This window comes from Roseobacter insulae (assembly GCF_019375555.1).
Classification (GTDB): domain Bacteria; phylum Pseudomonadota; class Alphaproteobacteria; order Rhodobacterales; family Rhodobacteraceae; genus Roseobacter; species Roseobacter insulae.
The window spans coordinates 1,144,817-1,164,668 of the sequence record NZ_JAHXDN010000001.1 but is presented as its reverse complement, the minus strand read 5'-3'; the positions used below and the strand labels follow the sequence as shown (position 1 = coordinate 1,164,668).

The 19,852-nt window shown below is 58.9% G+C and carries 15 protein-coding genes and 1 tRNA gene; 9 read left to right on the top strand and 7 right to left on the bottom strand.

Features of this window, described 5'->3' with window-relative positions:
- The first annotated feature begins 5 nt into the window (after nt 1-5).
- The 8 genes from KX928_RS05570 to KX928_RS05535 all read left to right on the top strand — a co-directional run bounded on the left by KX928_RS05570 (nt 6) and on the right by KX928_RS05535 (nt 7,663).
- Entirely contained in the window at nt 6-1,271 is a 1,266-nt protein-coding gene (locus KX928_RS05570; protein WP_219499794.1) for an ABC transporter substrate-binding protein, read from the top strand.
- Nucleotides 1,272-1,332: 61 nt separating this feature from the next.
- A complete protein-coding gene (locus KX928_RS05565) occupies nt 1,333-2,052 on the top strand; it encodes an ABC transporter ATP-binding protein (protein WP_219499792.1) in 720 nt (239 codons plus the stop codon).
- Nucleotides 2,052-2,759 (top strand): ABC transporter ATP-binding protein, encoded by a 708-nt coding sequence (locus tag KX928_RS05560; protein ID WP_219499790.1) that lies wholly within the window; start codon nt 2,052-2,054, stop codon nt 2,757-2,759. Before KX928_RS05565 ends, KX928_RS05560 begins: the two co-directional genes overlap by 1 nt.
- Entirely contained in the window at nt 2,756-3,619 is an 864-nt protein-coding gene (locus KX928_RS05555) for a branched-chain amino acid ABC transporter permease (RefSeq protein ID WP_219499789.1), read from the top strand. The genes KX928_RS05560 and KX928_RS05555 overlap by 4 nt, the downstream gene beginning before the upstream one ends.
- Entirely contained in the window at nt 3,619-4,677 is a 1,059-nt protein-coding gene (locus KX928_RS05550) for a branched-chain amino acid ABC transporter permease (protein WP_219499788.1), read from the top strand. Before KX928_RS05555 ends, KX928_RS05550 begins: the two co-directional genes overlap by 1 nt.
- A 2-nt stretch (nt 4,678-4,679) precedes the next feature.
- Nucleotides 4,680-6,434: an FAD-dependent oxidoreductase gene (locus tag KX928_RS05545; protein WP_219499787.1), complete on the top strand. Its 1,755-nt coding sequence runs from the start codon at nt 4,680-4,682 to the stop codon at nt 6,432-6,434.
- 7 nt (nt 6,435-6,441) lie between these two features.
- On the top strand, nt 6,442-7,317 hold the full coding sequence (locus KX928_RS05540) for an intradiol ring-cleavage dioxygenase (RefSeq protein WP_219499786.1): 876 nt from the start codon (nt 6,442-6,444) through the stop codon (nt 7,315-7,317).
- 55 nt (nt 7,318-7,372) lie between these two features.
- The gene (locus tag KX928_RS05535; RefSeq protein ID WP_219499779.1) at nt 7,373-7,663 is read left to right on the top strand and encodes a hypothetical protein; all 291 of its coding nucleotides are present in this window, start codon (nt 7,373-7,375) and stop codon (nt 7,661-7,663) included.
- A 542-nt stretch (nt 7,664-8,205) separates the two neighbouring features.
- On the opposite strand, the gene KX928_RS05530 is transcribed toward KX928_RS05535, so the two are convergent.
- The 6 genes from KX928_RS05530 to KX928_RS05505 form a co-directional block, all read right to left on the bottom strand.
- Complete coding sequence (locus KX928_RS05530) at nt 8,206-10,761, bottom strand: polynucleotide kinase-phosphatase (RefSeq protein ID WP_219499778.1); 2,556 nt, start codon at nt 10,759-10,761, stop codon at nt 8,206-8,208.
- Nucleotides 10,758-11,582 carry a nucleotidyltransferase domain-containing protein gene (locus KX928_RS05525; RefSeq protein WP_219499777.1) on the bottom strand — a complete coding sequence of 275 codons (825 nt, stop codon included), beginning with the start codon at nt 11,580-11,582 and terminating at the stop codon, nt 10,758-10,760. Before KX928_RS05525 ends, KX928_RS05530 begins: the two co-directional genes overlap by 4 nt.
- The gene (locus KX928_RS05520) at nt 11,579-12,976 is read right to left on the bottom strand and encodes a 3' terminal RNA ribose 2'-O-methyltransferase Hen1 (RefSeq protein ID WP_219499776.1); all 1,398 of its coding nucleotides are present in this window, start codon (nt 12,974-12,976) and stop codon (nt 11,579-11,581) included. The genes KX928_RS05525 and KX928_RS05520 overlap by 4 nt, the downstream gene beginning before the upstream one ends.
- A gap of 139 nt (nt 12,977-13,115) precedes the next feature.
- Entirely contained in the window at nt 13,116-14,534 is a 1,419-nt protein-coding gene (locus KX928_RS05515; RefSeq protein ID WP_257883526.1) for an RtcB family protein, read from the bottom strand.
- A gap of 254 nt (nt 14,535-14,788) precedes the next feature.
- Nucleotides 14,789-14,863 (bottom strand) — tRNA-Asn (locus KX928_RS05510).
- A 405-nt stretch (nt 14,864-15,268) separates the two neighbouring features.
- A complete protein-coding gene (locus KX928_RS05505) occupies nt 15,269-16,825 on the bottom strand; it encodes a vWA domain-containing protein (protein ID WP_219499774.1) in 1,557 nt (518 codons plus the stop codon).
- A 175-nt stretch (nt 16,826-17,000) separates the two neighbouring features.
- On the opposite strand from KX928_RS05505, the gene rtcR reads away from it, so the two are divergent.
- A complete protein-coding gene (gene rtcR / locus KX928_RS05500) occupies nt 17,001-18,563 on the top strand; it encodes an RNA repair transcriptional activator RtcR (RefSeq protein WP_219499772.1) in 1,563 nt (520 codons plus the stop codon).
- Nucleotides 18,564-18,601: 38 nt separating this feature from the next.
- Here rtcR and KX928_RS05495 read toward each other — a convergent pair whose 3' ends face one another.
- Nucleotides 18,602-19,846, bottom strand: coding sequence for an AAA family ATPase (locus tag KX928_RS05495; RefSeq protein WP_219499770.1), 1,245 nt, complete (start codon nt 19,844-19,846; stop codon nt 18,602-18,604).
- Between the last annotated feature and the right edge of the window lie 6 nt (nt 19,847-19,852).

Sequence of the window (19,852 nt, the reverse complement as noted above, 5' to 3'; positions counted from 1 at the left end):
ACATCATGATCACGCGACGCTCACTTCTGAAAGGATCTGCCGCCACCGGTTTGACCGTGGCCGCAGGCGGCCTTGCCGCGCCTGCCATCGCGCAGGATGCAAAGATCAGGCTGGGCTACGTCAGTCCCCAATCCGGGCCACTTGCCGCATTTTCGGAAGCGGATCAGTTTATCATCGACGGGTTTCTTGGCTCGGACGCAGGTGCGAATTTCGAGGTCATCGTCAAGGACAGCCAGTCGAACCCGAACCGTGCTGCCGAGGTTGCCAAGGAATTGATCCTTGATGACGAGATCGACATGATGCTTGTTTCATCGACGCCCGAGACAACAAACCCCGTCGCCACGACCTGCGAGGCGGAAGAGATCCCCGTGATCTCCACCGTCGCCCCGTGGCAACCCTGGTTCATCGGCCAACAGGGCGACCCCGGCACGTGGGAGCCGTTTGACTACAGTTTCCATTTCTTCTGGGGTCTCGAAGACGTGATTTCCGTATTCACCGCGATGTGGAACCAGCTTGACACCAACAAGCAGGTGGGCGCGCTGTTCCCCAACGACGGCGACGGCAATGCCTGGGGAGACCCGACGGTGGGGTTTCCCCCGGTGCTTGACGCGCAGGGCTATGCGCTGACTGACACCGGGCGTTACCAGAATCTGACGGATGATTTCAGCGCCCAGATCAACGCCTTCAAGGCGGCCAGCACGGAGATTGTGACCGGGGTGCCGATCCCTCCCGATTTCACGACATTCTGGACGCAGGCCAAGCAGCAGGGCTTTACCCCGAAAGCGGCCAGTATCGGCAAGGCGATCCTCTTCCCGCAGGCCGTCGAGGCACTGGGCGATCAGGGGCACAACCTCTCGTCCGAGGTTTGGTGGTCGCCGAACCATCCATTCAACTCGTCGCTTTCCGGCCAGTCCGCGGGAGAGCTCGCGCAGGCCTATTCCGCTGCCACGGGCAGACAATGGACCCAGCCCATCGGTTTCGTGCATGCGCTCTTTGAAATGGCGGCGGACGTGATGGGCCGGACAGGTGACACCGGCGACGCGGATGCTGTGGCCGAAGCCATTGCCGCATCACAGGTGGAGAGCATCGTGGGGCGCATCGCCTTCGACGGGGCGGGCCTGCCACCTTTCGCGGCGCGTAACGTCGCCAAGACACCCCTTGTGGGCGGTCAATGGCGTCTGAAAGACAGCGGCGGCTACGATCTGGTTATCGTGGATAATTCGGACCACCCCGACGTGCCGACGGGCGGGACGATGGAACCGATACTCTGAACTGAGCCGGGTTGCGGCCTCCCGCCCCCGGATCGCCGCGCCCATCAAAGGAACGCCCGACATGACCATGCTCGCACTGAACAACGTCTCCAAAAGTTTCGGCGCCCTGACGGTGACCGACGACGCCAGCTTTGACGTGCCCGAAGGGCAGGCGCTTGGGATCATCGGGCCAAACGGCGCGGGGAAGTCGACGCTGTTCAATCTCATTACCGGGAACCTCAGATCGGATTCCGGATCGATCTGCTTTCAGGGCCGTGACGTCACCCGGGTCTCTGCGATGCAGCGCTGTCTGACCGGCATCGGGCGATCATTCCAGATCCCGCAACCTTTTGAAAAGCTGACGGTATTCGAAAACCTGCTGGTTGCGGCGACCCATGGGCGCAACCAGTCCGAGCCCGAGGTGCGCGATGCCTGCGCGGATGTGCTGGAACGCACCGGGATGCTGCGTCGCGCAAACACGCCTGCCGGCCAGCTGAGCCTGCTGGAACGCAAGCGGCTGGAACTTGCCCGGGCCATGGCGACCGCGCCGAAACTGCTGCTGCTCGATGAAATCGCGGGGGGCCTGACGGAAGGCGAATGCCAGTCCCTGATCGCCACGATCAGGGATATTCACACCCAGGGTGTCACGATCATCTGGATTGAGCATGTGCTGCATGCGCTGACCTCCGTGGTGGAACGGCTGCTGGTGCTTGATTTCGGCAAGGTGATCGGCATCGGCGCCCCGGACGAGATCATGGCCAGCCGCGCGGTGCAGGAAATCTACCTGGGAATCGACGTCTGATGGCCCTGCTCGACACATATGGGCTGACGGCCACATACGGCGATTTCCAGGCGCTCTTCGGTGTCGACATCACCCTCGGCGAGGCCGAGACCATTGCGATTATCGGCGCCAATGGCGCTGGCAAGACCACCCTGATGCGCTCGATCTCCGGCGTGTTGCGAAATGCGCCCGGCATGGTGCAGTTCAACGGACGCGACATCGGCGCGCTGGCGGCGGATGAGATCATGGCGCAGGGCGTCGCGATGGTACCCGAAGGCCGCAAGCTCTTCCCCTCGCTTTCGGTGGAGGAGAACCTGCTGATCGGCACCTATGGTCGCCGGGTCAGCGGGCACTGGTCGCTGGGATCTGTGTACGACCTTTTTCCGATCCTCAAGGACCGGCGTCACAGCCCCGGCACCGCGCTGTCCGGCGGGCAACAACAGATGGTGGCCATCGGGCGCGCCCTGATGTCCAACCCGCGCGTGCTGCTGTGCGACGAGATCAGCCTCGGCCTCGCGCCCGTCGTCATCAAGGACATCTATAAGGCAGTGCCCGCGATCAAGGCGGCCGGTGCCAGCCTGATCGTCGTGGAGCAGGACATCGGGCAGGCCATGGCCGTGGCCGACCGCGTCTATTGCATGATGGAAGGCCGTGTGACCCTGACCGGGGCACCGGACGCCCTGAGCCGCGACGCCATTCACGACGCTTACTTCGGAGCAGGCCAATGATCTGGGTGGATACAGTCGCGCAGGGCATCCTGCTGGGCGGGCTTTATGCGCTCTTTGCCGCCGGGCTGAGCCTTGTGTTCGGGATCATGCGTCTGGTGAACCTGGCCCACGGGGACCTGATCGTCGTCGGGGCCTATCTGATCCTTTTGCTCGTGACGCTTCTGGGTTTGCCGCCCTTTCTGGCCGCGCTGGTCGCCATGCCGCTGATGTTCGCGCTTGGCTGGGGTTTGCAGAAGTTTCTGCTGAACCGGACACTGGGTGACGACATCCTGCCGCCCCTGCTGGTCACCTTCGGTCTGTCGATCGTGTTCCAGAACGCACTGCTTGAAGGGTTCTCCGCCGACAGCCAGCGTTTGCCGACCGATGCATTGACCACCGCCTCGGTTGCGATCGGCCCGCTGAACCTCGGCGTCATGCCCTTGCTGACTTTCGCATCTGCCGTTGCGGTGATTGTGGGGCTGAACCAGCTGTTCTACCGTACATCGCTTGGGCGCGCCTTTCGCGCCACCTCGGACGACCCGGTGACCGCCAGCCTTATGGGCATCAAGCCCGCCAGTATTTTCGCAACAGCCACGGGCATCGCGCTGATCATCGTCACCATCGCGGCGCTCTATCTAGGGCTGCGGGCAAATTTTGATCCGAATATCGGACCCGCGCGCCTGATCTACGCCTTCGAGGCGGTCATCATCGGTGGCCTTGGCTCGCTGTGGGGGACGCTTCTGGGCGGCATCATCATCGGCGTCGCGCAAACCGTCGGCGCGGCGATCAACCCCGAGTGGCAAATCCTGGCCGGGCATCTGGCCTTCCTCGCGGTATTGCTTGTGCGTCCGCGCGGCCTGTTTCCAAGGGCGAACGATTGATGACGACCTATGCTGTTCATACCCGCACCCGTGCGTCCAACGCGGCCGCCATCCTGCTGATCGGGCTGGTCGCGGTCCTCGTGGCGCTGCCGTTCTTCGCCGGGCGCAGCACCATCCAGGATATGTTTTTCATCCTGACCATGCTGGTGCTGGCGCAATTCTGGAACCTGCTGGCCGGGTACGGCGGGCTGGTCAGTATCGGGCAGCAGGCGTTTGTCGGCATGGGCGCCTATGCGCTATTTGCCGCGGTGATCCTCGGGGGCCTGGATCCGGTGCCCTCGATCCTGCTGGCAGGCGTGGCAGCACTGATCATCTCCATTCCCACCGCTTTCTTCGCCTTCCGCTTGCAGGGCGCGTATTTTGCCATTGGCACATGGGTGATCGCCGAGGTATTCCGGCTGTTCGTCGCCCAGTGGAAAACGCTGGGCGGCGGCACCGGCACCTCGCTGCCGCGGTCCGCCACCAAGGACATGTGGTTCGTCGACGCGATCACGGTCTTGCTTGACGTGAAATCCTCTGCCGCGCGCGATATCCTCGCCTACTGGCTGGCGCTCGCGCTGGCGCTGGTGACCATCGGTGGTATCTACTGGCTGCTCAGGACCCGGCGCGGGCTGGCACTTGCCGCCATTCGCGACAACACCGAGGCGGCGAAGTCCGTCGGCGTTGATGCGGGCCGCATGAAGTGGCTGGTGTTCCTGACATCGGGCTTTGGCACCGGCCTCGCAGGCGGGCTGATCTATATGCAAAAGGCACGCATTTCGCCCGATGCCGCCTTCAGCGTGACCGACTGGACAGCCTATGTGATCTTCATCGTCGTGATCGGCGGCATCGGCACCATTGAGGGGCCAATCCTTGGCGTGCTGATCTTCTTTGCCCTGCAATCGCTTCTGGCGGATTTCGGCAGCTGGTACCTGATGACGCTGGGCGGGCTGGCCATCGTGATCATGCTAATTGCACCACGTGGTCTCTGGGGGCTGATCTCCGAGCGCACCGGCATTCATCTCTTTCCCATTCGCCGCCGCCTCACGGGCGGCAAGCTCGACCAACTGGAGGATTAATCATGGCCGACATCACCACAGACGTGCTTATTATCGGGACCGGTCCCGCAGGATCCTCGACGGCGGCGCTCCTGTCCTCCTACGGGGTGGAGAACATGGTCATCAACCGCTACCGCTGGCTGGCCAACACGCCGCGCGCGCATATCACAAACCAGCGCACGATGGAGGTGCTGCGCGATCTGGGGCGCGAGGTCGAGGAGGAGGCCTACATGCACGCCGCCGCACAGGAACTGATGGGCGAAAACGTCTTTTGCGAAAGCCTGGCGGGTGAAGAGATCGGGCGCATGAAAAGCTGGGGCACGCATCCCTTGTCCAAGGCGGAACACCTGCTGTCGAGCCCGACCTTCATGAACGACCTGCCGCAGACCTTCATGGAGCCACTGTTGTTCAAAACCGCCTGCGCGCGCGGTACGCAGCCACGGATGAGCACGGAGTACCTGCGCCACGAACAGGATGCCGAGGGCGTGACCACCACCTGCCTCGACCGCCTGTCAGGCAAGGAATTCACCATCCGGTCAAAGTACCTTGTGGGCGCCGATGGCGGCAATTCGCTGGTGGCCGAGAACGAGGGGCTCAAGATTGCCGGACAGATGGGTGTGGGCGGCTCGATGAACATCCTGTTCCGCGCGGACCTGTCGAAATACGTCGCCCATCGCCCGTCGGTGCTTTACTGGGTCATGCAGCCGGGTGCGAATGTGGGCGGGATCGGCATGGGGCTTGTACGGATGGTGCGCCCCTGGCACGAATGGCTGATTGTCTGGGGCTACGACATCAACGAACCGGCACCCGTGGTGGACACGCAGATGGCCACCGATGTGGCCCGCCAGCTTGTGGGCGATCCGGATTTGCAGATCGACCTGATCAGCGCCAACACCTGGACGGTCAACAACGCCTATGCCGAGAAGATGAGCCAGGGTCGTGTGTTCATCATGGGCGACGCGGCACACCGGCATCCCCCGTCGAACGGGCTGGGCTCCAATACCTCGATCCAGGACGCCTTTAACCTCGCGTGGAAGCTGGCGGCGGTCGTGAAAGGACAGGCCGGCCAGGGACTGCTGGACAGCTACACCACCGAACGCGCGCCCGTCGCCAAACAGATCGTGACCCGGGCTAACCAGTCCATCGCCGAATTCGGGCCGATCTTCGACGCCCTTGGGATGACCGGCGGCACGAATTATGATGTCATCAAGGCCAATATGGACGCGCGCTGTAACACCACTGCACAGGCCGAAGAACAACGCGAGGCGCTGCGTCAGGCCATCGCCTTCAAGAAGTACGAATTCGATGCCCATGGTGTTGAAATGAACCAGCGCTACAAATCCGATGCGGTGGTCACGGACGGTCAGATGGAACCTGACTTCGCGCTGGACGCCGATCTGCATTACCAGCCGACAACATGGCCTGGTGCGCGCCTGCCGCATGCGTGGCTCTTTGATGCCGGCGGCAACAAGCATTCGACCCTCGATCTGGCAGGCCACGGGGTATTCACGCTGTTCACCGGGCTGGGTGGCAAACCGTGGGCCGATGCCGCAGCCAAGATCGGCAAGGAGATGGGCGTGACAATCGAGGCTCACGTGATCGGCCCCCGGCAGGAATACATCGACCATGTCGGCGACTGGGCGCGCGCGCGCGAGGTCGGCGATGCGGGCTGCGTGGTGACCCGCCCCGATCAGCACGTATGCTGGCGGCACGAAGGGTTGGCGGAAGAGCCTGAAACTGAACTGCGCCGCGTATTCACGCAAATTCTGGCCAAGTGAGGGTATCATGACCGAAACAGGGTATTTCACCGAAGAAAATTCCGCCGAGGTGGTTACCAGCCGCAATGCCGACGCCAAGGACGCCAGACTGGCGGAGGTGATGGACAGTGTCGTGCGCCATCTGCACGCGGCGGTAAAAGAGATCGAGCCCACTCAGGAAGAATGGTTCGAAGCCATCCGGTTCCTGACCGAGGTCGGGCACATGTGTAACGACTGGCGGCAGGAGTTTATCCTTCTGTCCGACGTCACGGGTGTCTCGATGCTGGTAGACGCGATCAACAACCGCAAACCCACGGGCGCGTCTGAATCGACGGTGCTTGGCCCGTTTCATGTGCCCGATGCGCCGGAATTGCCAATGGGATCAGACATCTGCCTTGACCAGAAGGGCGATCCTATGCTGGTCAAAGGCCGTATTCTCGACGCCAGTGGCGCGCCGATCAACGCGGTCAAGATCGACGTCTGGCAGGCCAATGACGAAGGGTTCTATGATGTGCAGCAGAAGGGTCTTCAGCCCGATTTCAACCTGCGCGGCGTGTTCCGCACCGGGCCGGACGGCAGCTATCACTTCAAGGGGGTAAAGCCGAAATTCTACCCGATCCCGGACGACGGACCCGTGGGGCAGATGCTGACCAGGCTGGGGCGTCATCCCTACCGGCCCGCACATCTCCACTACATTCTGGAGGCCGACGGGTTCGAAACGCTGATTACCCATATTTTCGACCCGGATGACCCTTACATCCATTCCGATGCGGTCTTCGGTGTGAAGAAGAGCCTGCTGGCGAAGTTCGACCTGATCGACGATCCCGCGCGCATCGCAGCGGCGGGGTTTGACAGACCCTATTACGAAGTCGTGCACGATTTCGTGCTGGCTCCTGAAACATGATCCGGCCCCGCCTTTGCGCATGCCCGGGTGCCGAGCCGACAGCACAAGGCAGCTCATGGAACAGCGCCAGCATGCCGCCCAGATCGCGCGATTTATCCTCGCAGGCAAGGTGGTAGGCCAGCACATCCGCGCCGAGCTCAACAATGCCAGGGCATGGCCCGAAGATGGCAACGACGTCGAGTTCTCTCGCAACAAGGGGATCGAAGGTTCAAAGCCCTTTGCATTGACGCACTCGATCATGCCCGACATAGCTGACAACCGCGTGACGTCGGCAGAAGGTAACGAGGTTTCGATTTGGGAGATCCACAGCAACCTTCAAAAGCACGGCATTTCAGGCAAAAAATGACTTGAGCCAGTACCGAAAGATTCTCCGATCAACCCTCGACAAAATCACAAATGTGCTTGGCACGGATACCGAGCTACTGGTGTTCACGGCCATACCGGTTTCGTGCGCTGTTGGGTTCGGTGGGTTTTGGTAACCAAAGGTTCATCCCAGCATGGGTTTATTCGACCAACGAAAGGCCTCGACACTGTTGAAACGCTTGCAATGTGAACGCGGTGTCGGCTCGTTTCTGCCAAGTGTCAGTTTGCAGGGCTGACTGTCTGAGAGGATCGCACATGTTGCCAGCTAGCCCTTGTCAATATCAGTACTGCCCGGCGCCGGGGGCGGCTGCTCAACTCAAGCACTGCGGCGGTCGCGATTGACTGACTTCTGGAGGAAGCGCCTCAGCGTGCGTTGTCTTGATCAAGGACTGCTACGGCCAATCCGTTCAGGCCATCTCCTTTCCCGATCTTGAGATCATAATTCGTGATTTCGAACCACGTTTCAGCCCGGCGCGTTGTTTGCGAGAACGATTGCGGCTCTGTCCCAAAACGTCAGTTTATGGTCTACAATCTTGGATCAACGGGTTCACTTTCCAGCGCAAGCACCGCCAATGCACACTCATGCACCTTGCACAGCGGAAGCCCGTCCACAAAACGGTGCAACCCTTCGAAACCAAGCTTAAACTCCCTTTCGGCAAGCGAGAATTTACGTCCAAGTCCCCGTTGGCGGAGGCGCTCGATATTCTCGGGCAGGTCATAGTCGGGACCATAAATTATCCGAAGATAATCGCGCCCGCGCACCTTCATTGCCGGTTGGATCATACCTTTGTCGCCACGCAGGGAAAATGCGTTGGGCTTGAATACCAGCCCCTCTCCGCCGCTGCCGGTGTGTGTCGTCCACCATTTGACAACCGCGTCACGATCAGCCTCGCTATCCAGGTTAATTCGTTTCCAGCCGGTCGTTTGCAGGATCGGATCGGCTTTGGCCAGCTTGCCCAGTGTTTCCATGTGCCAGGTATGAGGCTGATCAGCATGGACGTTGCCTTCGGTCGCCAGGATGTGAAACGGTGCAATGCGATAGTCTTCGATGCTGTCCGCGTCCCAGCAGTATCCATCAATTGTCTGCCCCATCAGTTCCGCGTTGGAAAACTGAGTTTCAGTGCGTGAGCGAAGCGCTTTCAGCCCCTCAAGTTTCCCGGCTTTTGCGATTGCCTCCAGCAGCGCCAAAGCAGATGATTTTGCTGCTGCCACAGTTGGTAGATATTGCCGTTTGAGCAAGTCCTGTGCCTTGGCGGACCAAGGCATGAGTTCTGCGTCAAGTAGAACCCAATCGGTATGAAGCTCTTCCCACAGGCCTGCTGATTGCATCGCTTTTCCCATCCGCGCAACAACTGCAGCTTCTTCGGCATCATCTTTGAAGAATGGGCGTCCAGTGCGTGTATAGATCACACCAGCTTTGCTGTCTTCCACGCCAAACCGGGCCTGGGCTGCGGCCGCGTCCCTGGCGACCACCAGCAAGGCACGCGACCCCATGTGTTTTTCTTCGACAACCAAGTCCGTCACACCCCGGCTGGCAAAATGATCCATCGCCTGATCGGGATGCTCCAGGAACGGGCCTTCTGTAGCCGTCGGGCACGCAGCCATTGTCGGAGGCAGGTAGATCAGCCACCGTGGATCGACAGCAAATCTGCTCATGACCTCCAGCGCGGCAAGGCTGTTTTCCTCGGGGATCTGCAAGGTGGATTTGAACCGGGTTTCGATTCGCATCTTGGTTGCATAATCGTCGAAATAGAGCAGGCGGTCATGGTCCTGTTGCGCGGAAAGGGATTGACTTGCATCCAAAGGTTTTGCCGGAACCGCGTATTGGGTTTTCGCCGGGACAGAAACAGTTTCCCGCTCAGGCCAGCGCAAGGCTGTCAGTTTGCCGCCAAAGACGCACCCTGTGTCGATACACATCGTATGATTCAGCCATTCGACCTCAGCCATCGGCGTGTGACCAAAAACGACATCCGCTTTGCCACGGTAATCTCGCGCCCATTCTAGGCGCACAGGCAAACCAAATTCGTCGACCTCGCCGGTTGTTTCTCCGAACATGGCGAAGTCGCGTACGTGACCAGAGCCGCGCCCGTGCATCTCTTCTTTCAGTCCGGCATGGGCAATGACCAGCTTGCCATCGGCCAGCCAGGCATGAGAGCGCAGATCCCAGATGAAATCCGAAACCTTCTTGCGGAACGCCTCCGAAGTTTTTTCAAGCTCGGCAACTGTCAGGTCCAGCCCATGGGTCTGCGTCACGCTGCGGCCCTTCAACCATTTGTTCAGTTTGAAGTCGTGATTGCCGATCACACAACGGCCAGAACCTTCATCGCACATGCCCATCACGAGCCGCAACGCATCCAGATTGCGTGGACCACGATCGGTAATGTCGCCAACAAAGAACGCAATGCGGCCCTCCGGATGGCGGGCGCGGATCAAGTCTTCGGAATCGGCTTTAAACGGATCGACCGAGTATCCGAGTTCTCCGAGCAGTTCGGTCAGTTCCTCAAAGCAACCATGGATATCACCGATAATGTCGAAAGGACCATGATCGGCGCGGTTGTCCGTCCAGAGGGGCTCGCGGGTAATCTCCAGCGCGTTCACTTCCCCGGGGGATTTCATGATCTGGACCTGGCGGAAGCCTTCCTTCTGCAGACCACGCAAACCACGCTTGAGTGCCTTTGCATGATTGCGCGTCACGTGTTCGCCAAAGTCCCGGTTACAGCGGTTCTGATTGCGTTCATGGCAAATCTTCGGATCGATATCGAGCACCAGCGCCACGGGAAGTGCATGATATTTGCGCGCCAGTTGCACAAGCTTTGCCCGATCCTCGCGTTTCACCGACGTGGCATCAATTACCGTCACCAGTCTGCGCTTTAGACGAATGGCTGCGGTGTGGTTGAGCAGATCAAAAGCATCGCTTGTCGCAGCAAGATCGGTCTCATCGTCCGAGACAATGGCGCGACAGGCATCCGAAGACACGATTTCAGTTTCGAGAAAGTGCTTTCGTGCAAAGCTGGACTTACCTGAGCCGGTGGCGCCGATCAGGACAACAAGCGAGAAATCCGGGATGGCAATCTTGGTCATACGGCACTTCCTTCAAAGCTCTCACCGCTTACGATCGAACGCAACATCTCGTCACCCTCGGTCATCAAGTCCGGCCGATCATCTCGTTTTGCCACGACCTCAGCCCAGGCAATCTGATCGTAGATGAATGCATCAATCATCGGGATACGTGCGCCACGCCCTATTTCCTTGGCGGCGGATTTCAAGACCAATAGCCGATCAATGTGCGCGACGAGTTCTTGATCCAGAAACTGACCGTCAACAAGCGCCTGCAGGTTCATCGGCGGTTGAACCGAGGGATTTTGCCTGATCCACGAAATCGCCAGAGCGGGCCGCAGGATGTAGAAGTATTTTTTCAAAGACACATCGGAGTTATCCCCGACATGGCTGTCCCACTGTTTTACCGCCAAGTTACGATAGTGATGAACACAGGATTCACCAAACGTCGTCTTGTCGGCAAATCGGATCAGACGGTCGCACACTGCATCGTTCCACCGATACCGGATCGGGCTCGACAGCCATTCCAACATCACGGGGTTGGGCTTGATCAGCAAGCCAAGCGCCTTTCGAATGTCCCAGCCATTGATGTCCCAATCCCCTTCGATGGGCAGTTCAATGACGTCTCGACCCGGCTCGATACTCAGGTACCAGTCAGGCTGGTGCGTATAAACAAACCGCACATCGAAATCGCTGTCAGGTGACGGAAATCCCCAGGCCCGGCTACCGCTTTCGATGGCGAAGAGGATGCGCACGTCATGATCGGCCTCCAATGCAGTCAACTTGGATTGGATCACCGCCTCGATATCCGGCGCAACAGACGGGGTGAATGCAGGCAGGCTCATGTAGTACCCTCCTGTTTGAACACTGCCATCTGCGATGGGCCACCATGAGTTTCATCCTCAGGGCCCAAGGGCGCGAAGCTGACGACGTAGCCATGTTCGCTGGCCACGGTGTTGGACCAGGTTTCAAATTCCGCGCGGGTCCACTCAAACCGATGATCGGGGTGGCGCATCTTGCCATCCTCCAGTCCTTCGAACAGCACATTGTATTCCCTGTTGGGCGTCGTCATCACCACCATGCGAGGGCGGGCATCGGCAAAGAGTGACAGAATAAGGGCCGACAGGCGGTGCGGTTCGATATGTTCGATCACCTCGACCAGCGTTGCCGCGTCAAATCCCTGCCAGCGCCGGTCCCCATATGTCAGGCTGCCCATCTGCAGTGATATCCGCTCCTTCATGGCGTCCCCGGCCTGATGTAGCCGCAGCTTGCGATGCGCCGTTTCCAGAGTTCTTACGGACGGATCCACACCAACAATCCGCGTCAGCCCTCGCTCCCTGATGAGCCGCGACATCAGCTTGCCTTCACCGCATCCCAGATCGAGGACCGACGTGACATGGTGCTGTTTTAGCACCTCGGCCACGGTATCCAGTCGCAAATCATGCAGGCGCATGGGCTTTTCAAGCTGCTCTTCCGGTTTCAGCTTCGGGGCGTCTTCTGGTTCCTCTTCCTGCGGGGCTGTCTCTTCGAGGCGGGCAAGAGCCATGTTCATCAGTGACCTGCGGTGCTTCAATGCGCGGCGCGTTATGAGCTCTTTGTCCGGATGATCGGACAACCATCCTTCACCCTTGGCCAGAAGCTTGTCTATTTCTTCTTCGCTCACGTAGTAGTGTTTGAAGTTATCAAGGACGGGAAAAAGCACATAAAAATGCCTGAGAATGTCAGCGAGACGCAGTGTTGCGGACAGACGCAGATCGACGACCTGTTCTTCGCCAATCTCTGACGGAGAGAGAACGGAGTAACCCAAAGGCTCGAACAGCCGTTTTACCAATTCCAAGTCACCCGAAAGGGCAACAGGCACAACACGGATTGAGAACGGCAGGGCACGGTCGGCCAAGGCCTGCCGGTCCTTGGATTTTCCAGCCATCGTCTGGGCAAAGGCTCGTCCCATCGCAACCGACAGAAAAGAGCTCGCGACAAAAGGTCGGTTGTTCACGTATTGCGCCAACAAACCATCGCTATGCTGGTTTTTCCCCCGCACCAGACCAACTGGATCGACATCGAGATGTAGTACCGCCGTTGTGCACTCACGCGAATTCTCGGGATAGAAAATAGTGACTTCGCCAGCCGACGTTTCCCGCGCATGCACGTGGTCAGGATGCTTGTGCAGCAAAAAGCCCAGGTCACTCGCGGCGTAGTCGGCATCAGTGGGCGCGGTAAGGGTGATTTCGATCTGCATAATAAGCTCAATCAAGAACGTTTTGATATGTAAGGCATAAATGCCAATCTGGTCGGAAAGAAGGCAGCCACAGTCGATGTGTATTTGGGGTTGGAACCCAATGCCCGCCCAAGAGATAGGTGGAAAAGGTCGCCGGCGACTACCGGCGGCCTTTCTTCTTATTTAGCCAGAACGGCGGTACATCACCCGCCATGATACAGCCATAGGGGTCGATGTAGTCTTCGATCTCGGCCAGATCGAAGGATTTGATCTGGGCAACCACATTGTCGGCGTTTTTGTAGCTCGACGGCAGTTCCGAAGCGTCCACGCCACCGGCATGAAATCGCACGTCCAGACCTTCTGTTTCCGCCTTCAGCATCTGTTCGGGTGTGACCGATCCCATCCGGCGTTTGTGTTCAGACCGCGAGAAATTGCGCCCCGCACCGTGCGGGCTGAAGCCCAAACCATGGTCGGCGTCCTTACCGCGCACGACAAGCACCGGCTCGGACATGTTCAGGGGAATTAGTGTGAGCCCCGTTGCATCTGACGCATACCCATCCCAGGCAGGCGTCGCCCCTTTGCCGTGGTAATAGATATCGCCGCGTTTGAAGACGAAGTTGTGCTCGTTCCAGAACCGCTCGCCCACGTCGCCCAGGCGCGCGGCCTCGACTGTCGCCTGGTGGATGGCATTGTGGTTGGCCTTGGTCCATTTGCGAATGAGTTGCAGTGCATCCCAATAATCGCGACCCTCTTCGGTATCTGCCGGGATCCAGGCGTTCTGTTTCGCGGTCTCGGGCGACAGTTGCTTGCGGAACTTTTCAGCCACATGCAGCCCGTGTCTATAGAGAACGGCCCCTGGCCCCCGCGACCCGTGATGGGTCACGATCGCCGTACGTCCGGTCTTGCGCGAGCGTCCGACAAACAGAAAATGGTTTCCGTCACCCTGAGTGCCCATATGCTCCTGCGCCATGCGCAACGACTTCGGGTTGTCCAGAAACGGATTTTCCCGGAACGCATCCATCAGATTTAGCGACGTTGTGAACCGCTTGCCCTGCGGGCGCCCGCCTGGGCCGAAATGCGTAACCGACTGTGCTGCGTCCAGCACAGCCTTCGGGTCGGCGTTTCCCAAATCGGAGATCATGACGGAGCAGCAGATGTCAGCCGAATGCATCCCCGGATGGATCGCATTGCGCGCAGCTACCACGCCACCAACCGGGATCGTGCCAACAGGCCCGGCTGGGCAGGCATCCGGCATGATGGCGCCGGCAGCGATTGTGGGTGTACGCATCAACGCCTTCATGGTTTCGCGCACTTTGGAGAGGTTGTCATCTTCGTCCGGATGGCCCACGTCGATGTTTTCGTAAAACGGCACTTCGCCGGGGGCGCGCAAATCCATCGTGACCGGCGCGGGCGGGATTTCTCCTTCCAGTTCCTGCCGGATACGCATCAGCCCAAACCCATCGGCGCGCATTTCATTGGCCCGCGCCAACAGCGCTGGGAATTGCTTGCCGGGGCGGTGCCCCCAATCTTTCAAATGCGTCCCGGTCACTGGGTAGCTTGTATTTTCGTCACTCATCATTCTATCTCACTCTAACGGCAGTCGCGGCGACAAGAGGTTGGCGAAACAATTTTCAACTGCTCTGCCTACCTGAGCTACATCGCGGGAAGCGATGGCGGGCCTCGAACCCGCGACCGATTGATTCATGTAGTTCCACCGGCATTCGCCGTGACTGTTTGGGGCCGGAGGACAAGAAGTTCGTGAGAGGCCTTTCGGCGGTCGTTTCAAGCGATGTACTCCCACGGGCATTCCCCCGGATCTTTCCTTTCGTATTTTGGCTCGGCTGGCAGGGATCGAACCTGCGACATCCTGATTAACAATCAGGCGCTCTACCGCTGAGCTACAACCGAATATGTGGAGTCGCGGCGACAAGGGGTGAAGAAACAGGTGGGAGGCCCGCCCCGCATCCGAATGAACAGATGCGTTTGCCATCTGGGCGCAGGCAAGGAGGGGAGTTGAACCCGCTCGACCTGTTCCGGTTTGGTGCCATGTAGTTCCTTCGGCATTCGCCGAGATGTTTCGCGTTTAATGCAGACGTGGCGGTATAAGGTCCCGCCCATGCCAGAGAGCGCCCGCAAGAGTCACGGAGTCGGATCGCCAAGTTCCTCTGATCGTGCCCCCGCCAAGCCAGCATTAAACGCGATGTTCGTTCCTCTTTGTTTCGTTTCGGATGGGTCCGGCGGACAAGTCTGATTGTGAGACGGTGACATTACCTAAAAATGTAGTCCCACAGGCATTCCGCCTGACCCTTTCTTTTACACGTCGATCTTCTCGATCTCGCCAACCCAGTGGTCCGGGCCGGTCTGACCGCAGGCAAAGCCCGCGATCTGGTCAAAGACCGCATCCGAGAAGCCACCGACATTCAGCACGTCTTCGCGCGTCTGCGCTTGCGTGGTCCCGTAAGGCGCGATGTCGATGCAGACCAGTTTGGCCATCGGGTTGCGACGCTCAATCACTTCCCACTCTTTCAACATCGCCGTCCCCTGACCGCCGTTGCGGGCATCCAGCCACGATTGGTTGTCCGAGACGAACACCACCAGATCAGGTGACCTGCCACGCTCATTCAGCCATTTCAGCGGCGCGGAACAGTTTGTCCCACCGCCCGCCAGATCGGCCAAACGCTCGGCGTTCGTCAGGATCGTATCGCGCGGCTCCAGACGTACATCGCGCACGCCGAAATCGAACGGCAGAACCTGGCACCCACGGTTCACACGCTGGAATGACGCGGCCACAAGTGCTGCTACATCCACATGGCGCACGACCGAGGTTGCCCCCGGGCGATACCCGGTCACAGCCCGGGTCATCGACCCGGATACGTCCGGGCAGATCACAACCTGACCCGCGATCTTCGGCACGTTTTGCACCGCGATTTCCATCGCATCATACAGGGCGTCCACGATCGGGCGTGGCATCTCGCTGTTCACGTTCTGCGCCGCCACCATCAGCTGGTACGGAAACGCACGTGCCTTGGCTATCGCCTCGGGGTTACGCAGCAATGCCGCCACGTGATCCACGTTCTTGGTCACGCCGAAAACGCCGTGACGTTGAAACGTATTCAGGTTCTGGCGCACCATCTGCCACGAGCCCTTGCGCGCGATCCGCGCCCAATGTGCCGAGGACAGATCCAGCTGCGTCAGCATCTGGAACGGCACATCAGGCACCGGACCCTTGCCGGTTTCTTTGAACGCCATCCAGTCTTGCACCGCCTGCGGCAATAGAGACAGGTCGCATGGCCGCCCGACAATCCAGGCAAAGAGGGCTTCGCGCTCGGCCGACGCCGGTTTCGGGTGCACCATCTTGATTACGTCCGCCAGAGACGGGTCGTTACCGATATTGGCATTCAGGATCGCCAGGTCAGGCGCGGTATTCAGCCAGTTCTGCACCATAGCCTTGGGGGCAGAACCCAGTGATTTACGACCAGTCTGGCCAGAACGGACAACCTGTACAAAAGTCCTCAGCATCTTGCCGTTGTTGACCAAATGGGCAAACACCGCACGGAACAGGACCGGATCACGCCGAGCCAGAACAGCCAGCAACACGACAGGCATATCTTTCATGTAGCCCGAACGGCGGGCATAGATGGCCGCTTGCGCCAGATAGCGCGGGTCAACGGATTCGGCCACGTCCAGAACATATTCCAGTTCTTCCTGCGGCGACTGATAGAACATACCCCCGAAAGTGCCGGTAACAGCGACCTGCGCCAGGGCATGGGCATCGGAGTAAGCGTAGGCCGGTGCCGCGTGGGCATTTCTTGCAGTCGCTTTCGGCAGCAACCGGCCTTTGATCGATGCAAACACGGATTTGTTCGCCATTTCTTCGTTCCTCATTAGTTCGTGAAGACGTTTTGACATGGCTGATGTCAGAAAAAGACAGAAAACGCGTTTTCGGCTAGCATATTATAAATAAAGGATAAATCGATGCTTCGAGACATATTGCTCCCTCAGATACTATCTTTTAGTATAGTGAATTATATAACTGGATAATCATATGAAAAACGTTGTGATTGGCTTTCTTGGCACCCAGCTCGACATGGGGAAGAAACGCCGGTGGAAGCCGACGCTAAGCCTTGTCAGTCACGACCACTTCAAGGTGGATCGGCTCGAGATACTTTTTGACATGCGGTTCAATCGTCTTGCCAAGCGGGTTCAGCGCGAGATCAAGGAAGCGTCGCCTGATACAGAGGTTCTGCTTCAGCAGCTTGACCTGAATGACCCGTGGGATTTTCAGGAAGTCTATGGCAAGCTTTTCGACTTTGCCCGTTCCTATGGATTTGACGATGACCGCGAACGGTATCACGTGCACCTGACCACGGGAACGCATGTGGCTCAGATTTGCTGGTTTCTGCTGACGGAAAGCCGCCACGTTCCTGCCCATCTGATCCAAACCGGCCCACCGGGGCCGGAGGAGGAAACGCCAAAGTTTGACGTCATTGACCTTGATCTAAGTCGCTACAACGCATTGCAACAACGGTTTGACCAATTGTCGCGTGAGCATAGCGATCAGTTGAAAGGGGGGATCAAGACACGAAACCTGGCATACAACGATCTGATCGACCGAGTTGAGCTTGTCACCAGCAACTCTGACGAACCCATCCTTCTGCTCGGAGAAACCGGCACGGGAAAGACGGAGCTGGCCGAGCGCATTCACAGCCTCAAGCTTGATCGGCGCCGCATCAAGGGCCGCCTCGTCCATGTGAACTGCGCGACATTGAATGGGCCCGATGCCATGGCAACACTGTTCGGCCAGCGCCGTTCCTACCTTGGGGCTGCAGGGACCGAGCGGAGCGGCTTGCTGCGCGAGGCTGATGGCGGACTACTGTTTCTGGATGATGTCGACGAACTGAATCCCAACATGCAATCGGTCTTGCTACATGCGATCGAAACCGGGCGCTTCTATCCGCTGGGTTCTGACCACGAAATCTCAAGCCGATTTCACCTGATTGCCGGTGCAAACCGTGATCTGCGCAGCTTGACCGCCTTGGGACACTTTCGCCAAGACCTGCTGGCCCGCTTGAACACATGGAGCTTTACCTTGCCTGCCCTGCGCACCCGCCCCGAGGACATAGAGGCAAATCTGCTACACGAGCTGGGTCGATGCGAAAGGGATCTGGGCACACATGTTGGTTTCAACGCCAATGCCCGTGAGAATTATCTGGACTTCGCAAAAGACCCCGCAACACGTTGGCCGGGAAACTTCCGGGACTTCTCCAGCTCGATCCGTCGGCTGTGTACGCTTGCACCACGGGGTCGGATTACGAGGCCGATGGTCATAACTGAAATCCAGACGCTTCAAGCGGATTGGAAATCGGCTCAGTCCAATGATGATTTCAAGCTGGTTGCTGATGTGATGGGCGATGCGGTGTCTGATGTGGACCCGTTCGACCTTGTGCAGTTGGCACAGGTGATCCGGATCTGCCGAAATTCTTCAAGCCTGAGTGCCGCTGGGCGCACCCTGTTTGCCGTGTCACGAAGCAAACGCAAAACCCAGAATGATGCGGACAGGTTGAGGAAATATTTGGGTAAGTTCGACTTGGAATGGGGCGCGATATAGTTAAACGGGCGCAAGCATTTTCAAGGCTACTTGCCAGCTCATTCTGCTGCAATATCTTGCGGACGGCATTCAAGCCCTGAGGCTTGCGCAGCTGCATATGGATCGGCGCTGTTGGCCAAAAGCCAACCCTGTATCTGGGCGGGGCTGTGTCTTTGTTCCCCCAACCTCCGTTCGAATGCCCCGGCCAAGTCGCGTTCACCGGGGAAGAAACGTTCAAAAAATCGACGCGCCGTTGCTGCGCTCACCAATCCAAGCTCGGTGTGCACATCGGCGCGGCCGGGGCGGATGAGGGCCGGGTCCAGTCTTTCCTTGTGGTTCGTGGTCATGACCAAGGCACGACCCTCCTGAGCTGCGACGCCATCGATGGCATTGAGCAAGCCCGAGAAGCTGACGCCCGAGCGTTTTTCCCCGCCTTCGCGTTGTGTGAAAAGGGCGTCTACATCTTCGATTGCGATCAGCGACCCCTTGGGGGCACAGATCATCGCTTCACGCAGATCATCGTCCGTCTGTGTAGCACGCCCGATATCCAGCGTGGCGATATCCAGTGACAATTCAGACGCCAGCGCGCGAATGACGCTCGACTTGCCCGTGCCCGGCGGACCGTGAAACAGATACCCCCGCCGCCATGGAACACCGCGTTCAGCGTACCAGTTTCTGGCGCCATAAAACCATCGCATGTCGTCCAGCACAATCTCGATACGGTCATCATCCACCAGCACCGTGTCGACGGAACGGCGCGGGACATCGCCGACATGATCCCACCAATCTCCTTTCAGAACATGGAGGCCGGGGCCGATCCGGTCCCTGGTTTGGGCAATCTCCCGCCCCTCGGTGATCCAAACAAGAATGGTCTGCACCTTCCCGAGCAAAACAGTGACATGCAGCACTTCCATAGGGCGTTGATTCTGAGCGGCTCCGACTTTCGATTTTTCGTCAATATCACGCTCCAGACGGCAGAGCTTTCCACGCCAGAAGAACCAATGCCGACCCGGAGCAGGCGCATAGCCTTTCGTGCCGCGCGCCCATTTGCCGTCCGTCATACGAACATGACGGGAGCGGGACAGAATGCTGTTTTGCTCCATCCAGATGCAAAGGTGGCGATAGGCAGCACTGCGGTTGTCGAGCGTCAGACTGACCCACACGCGCCGATTGACGGCTTGATAGAGAGCAAGCAGCACGGCCCGCAAAAAAGCCGCCGCGACCCCGAAAGCCCCGAGCGCTAGACCGCCAGCGAAGAAATCACTTGCGAGGGCGTTGGACAGGAATTGGTCGAGCACTTCCATCCTAAC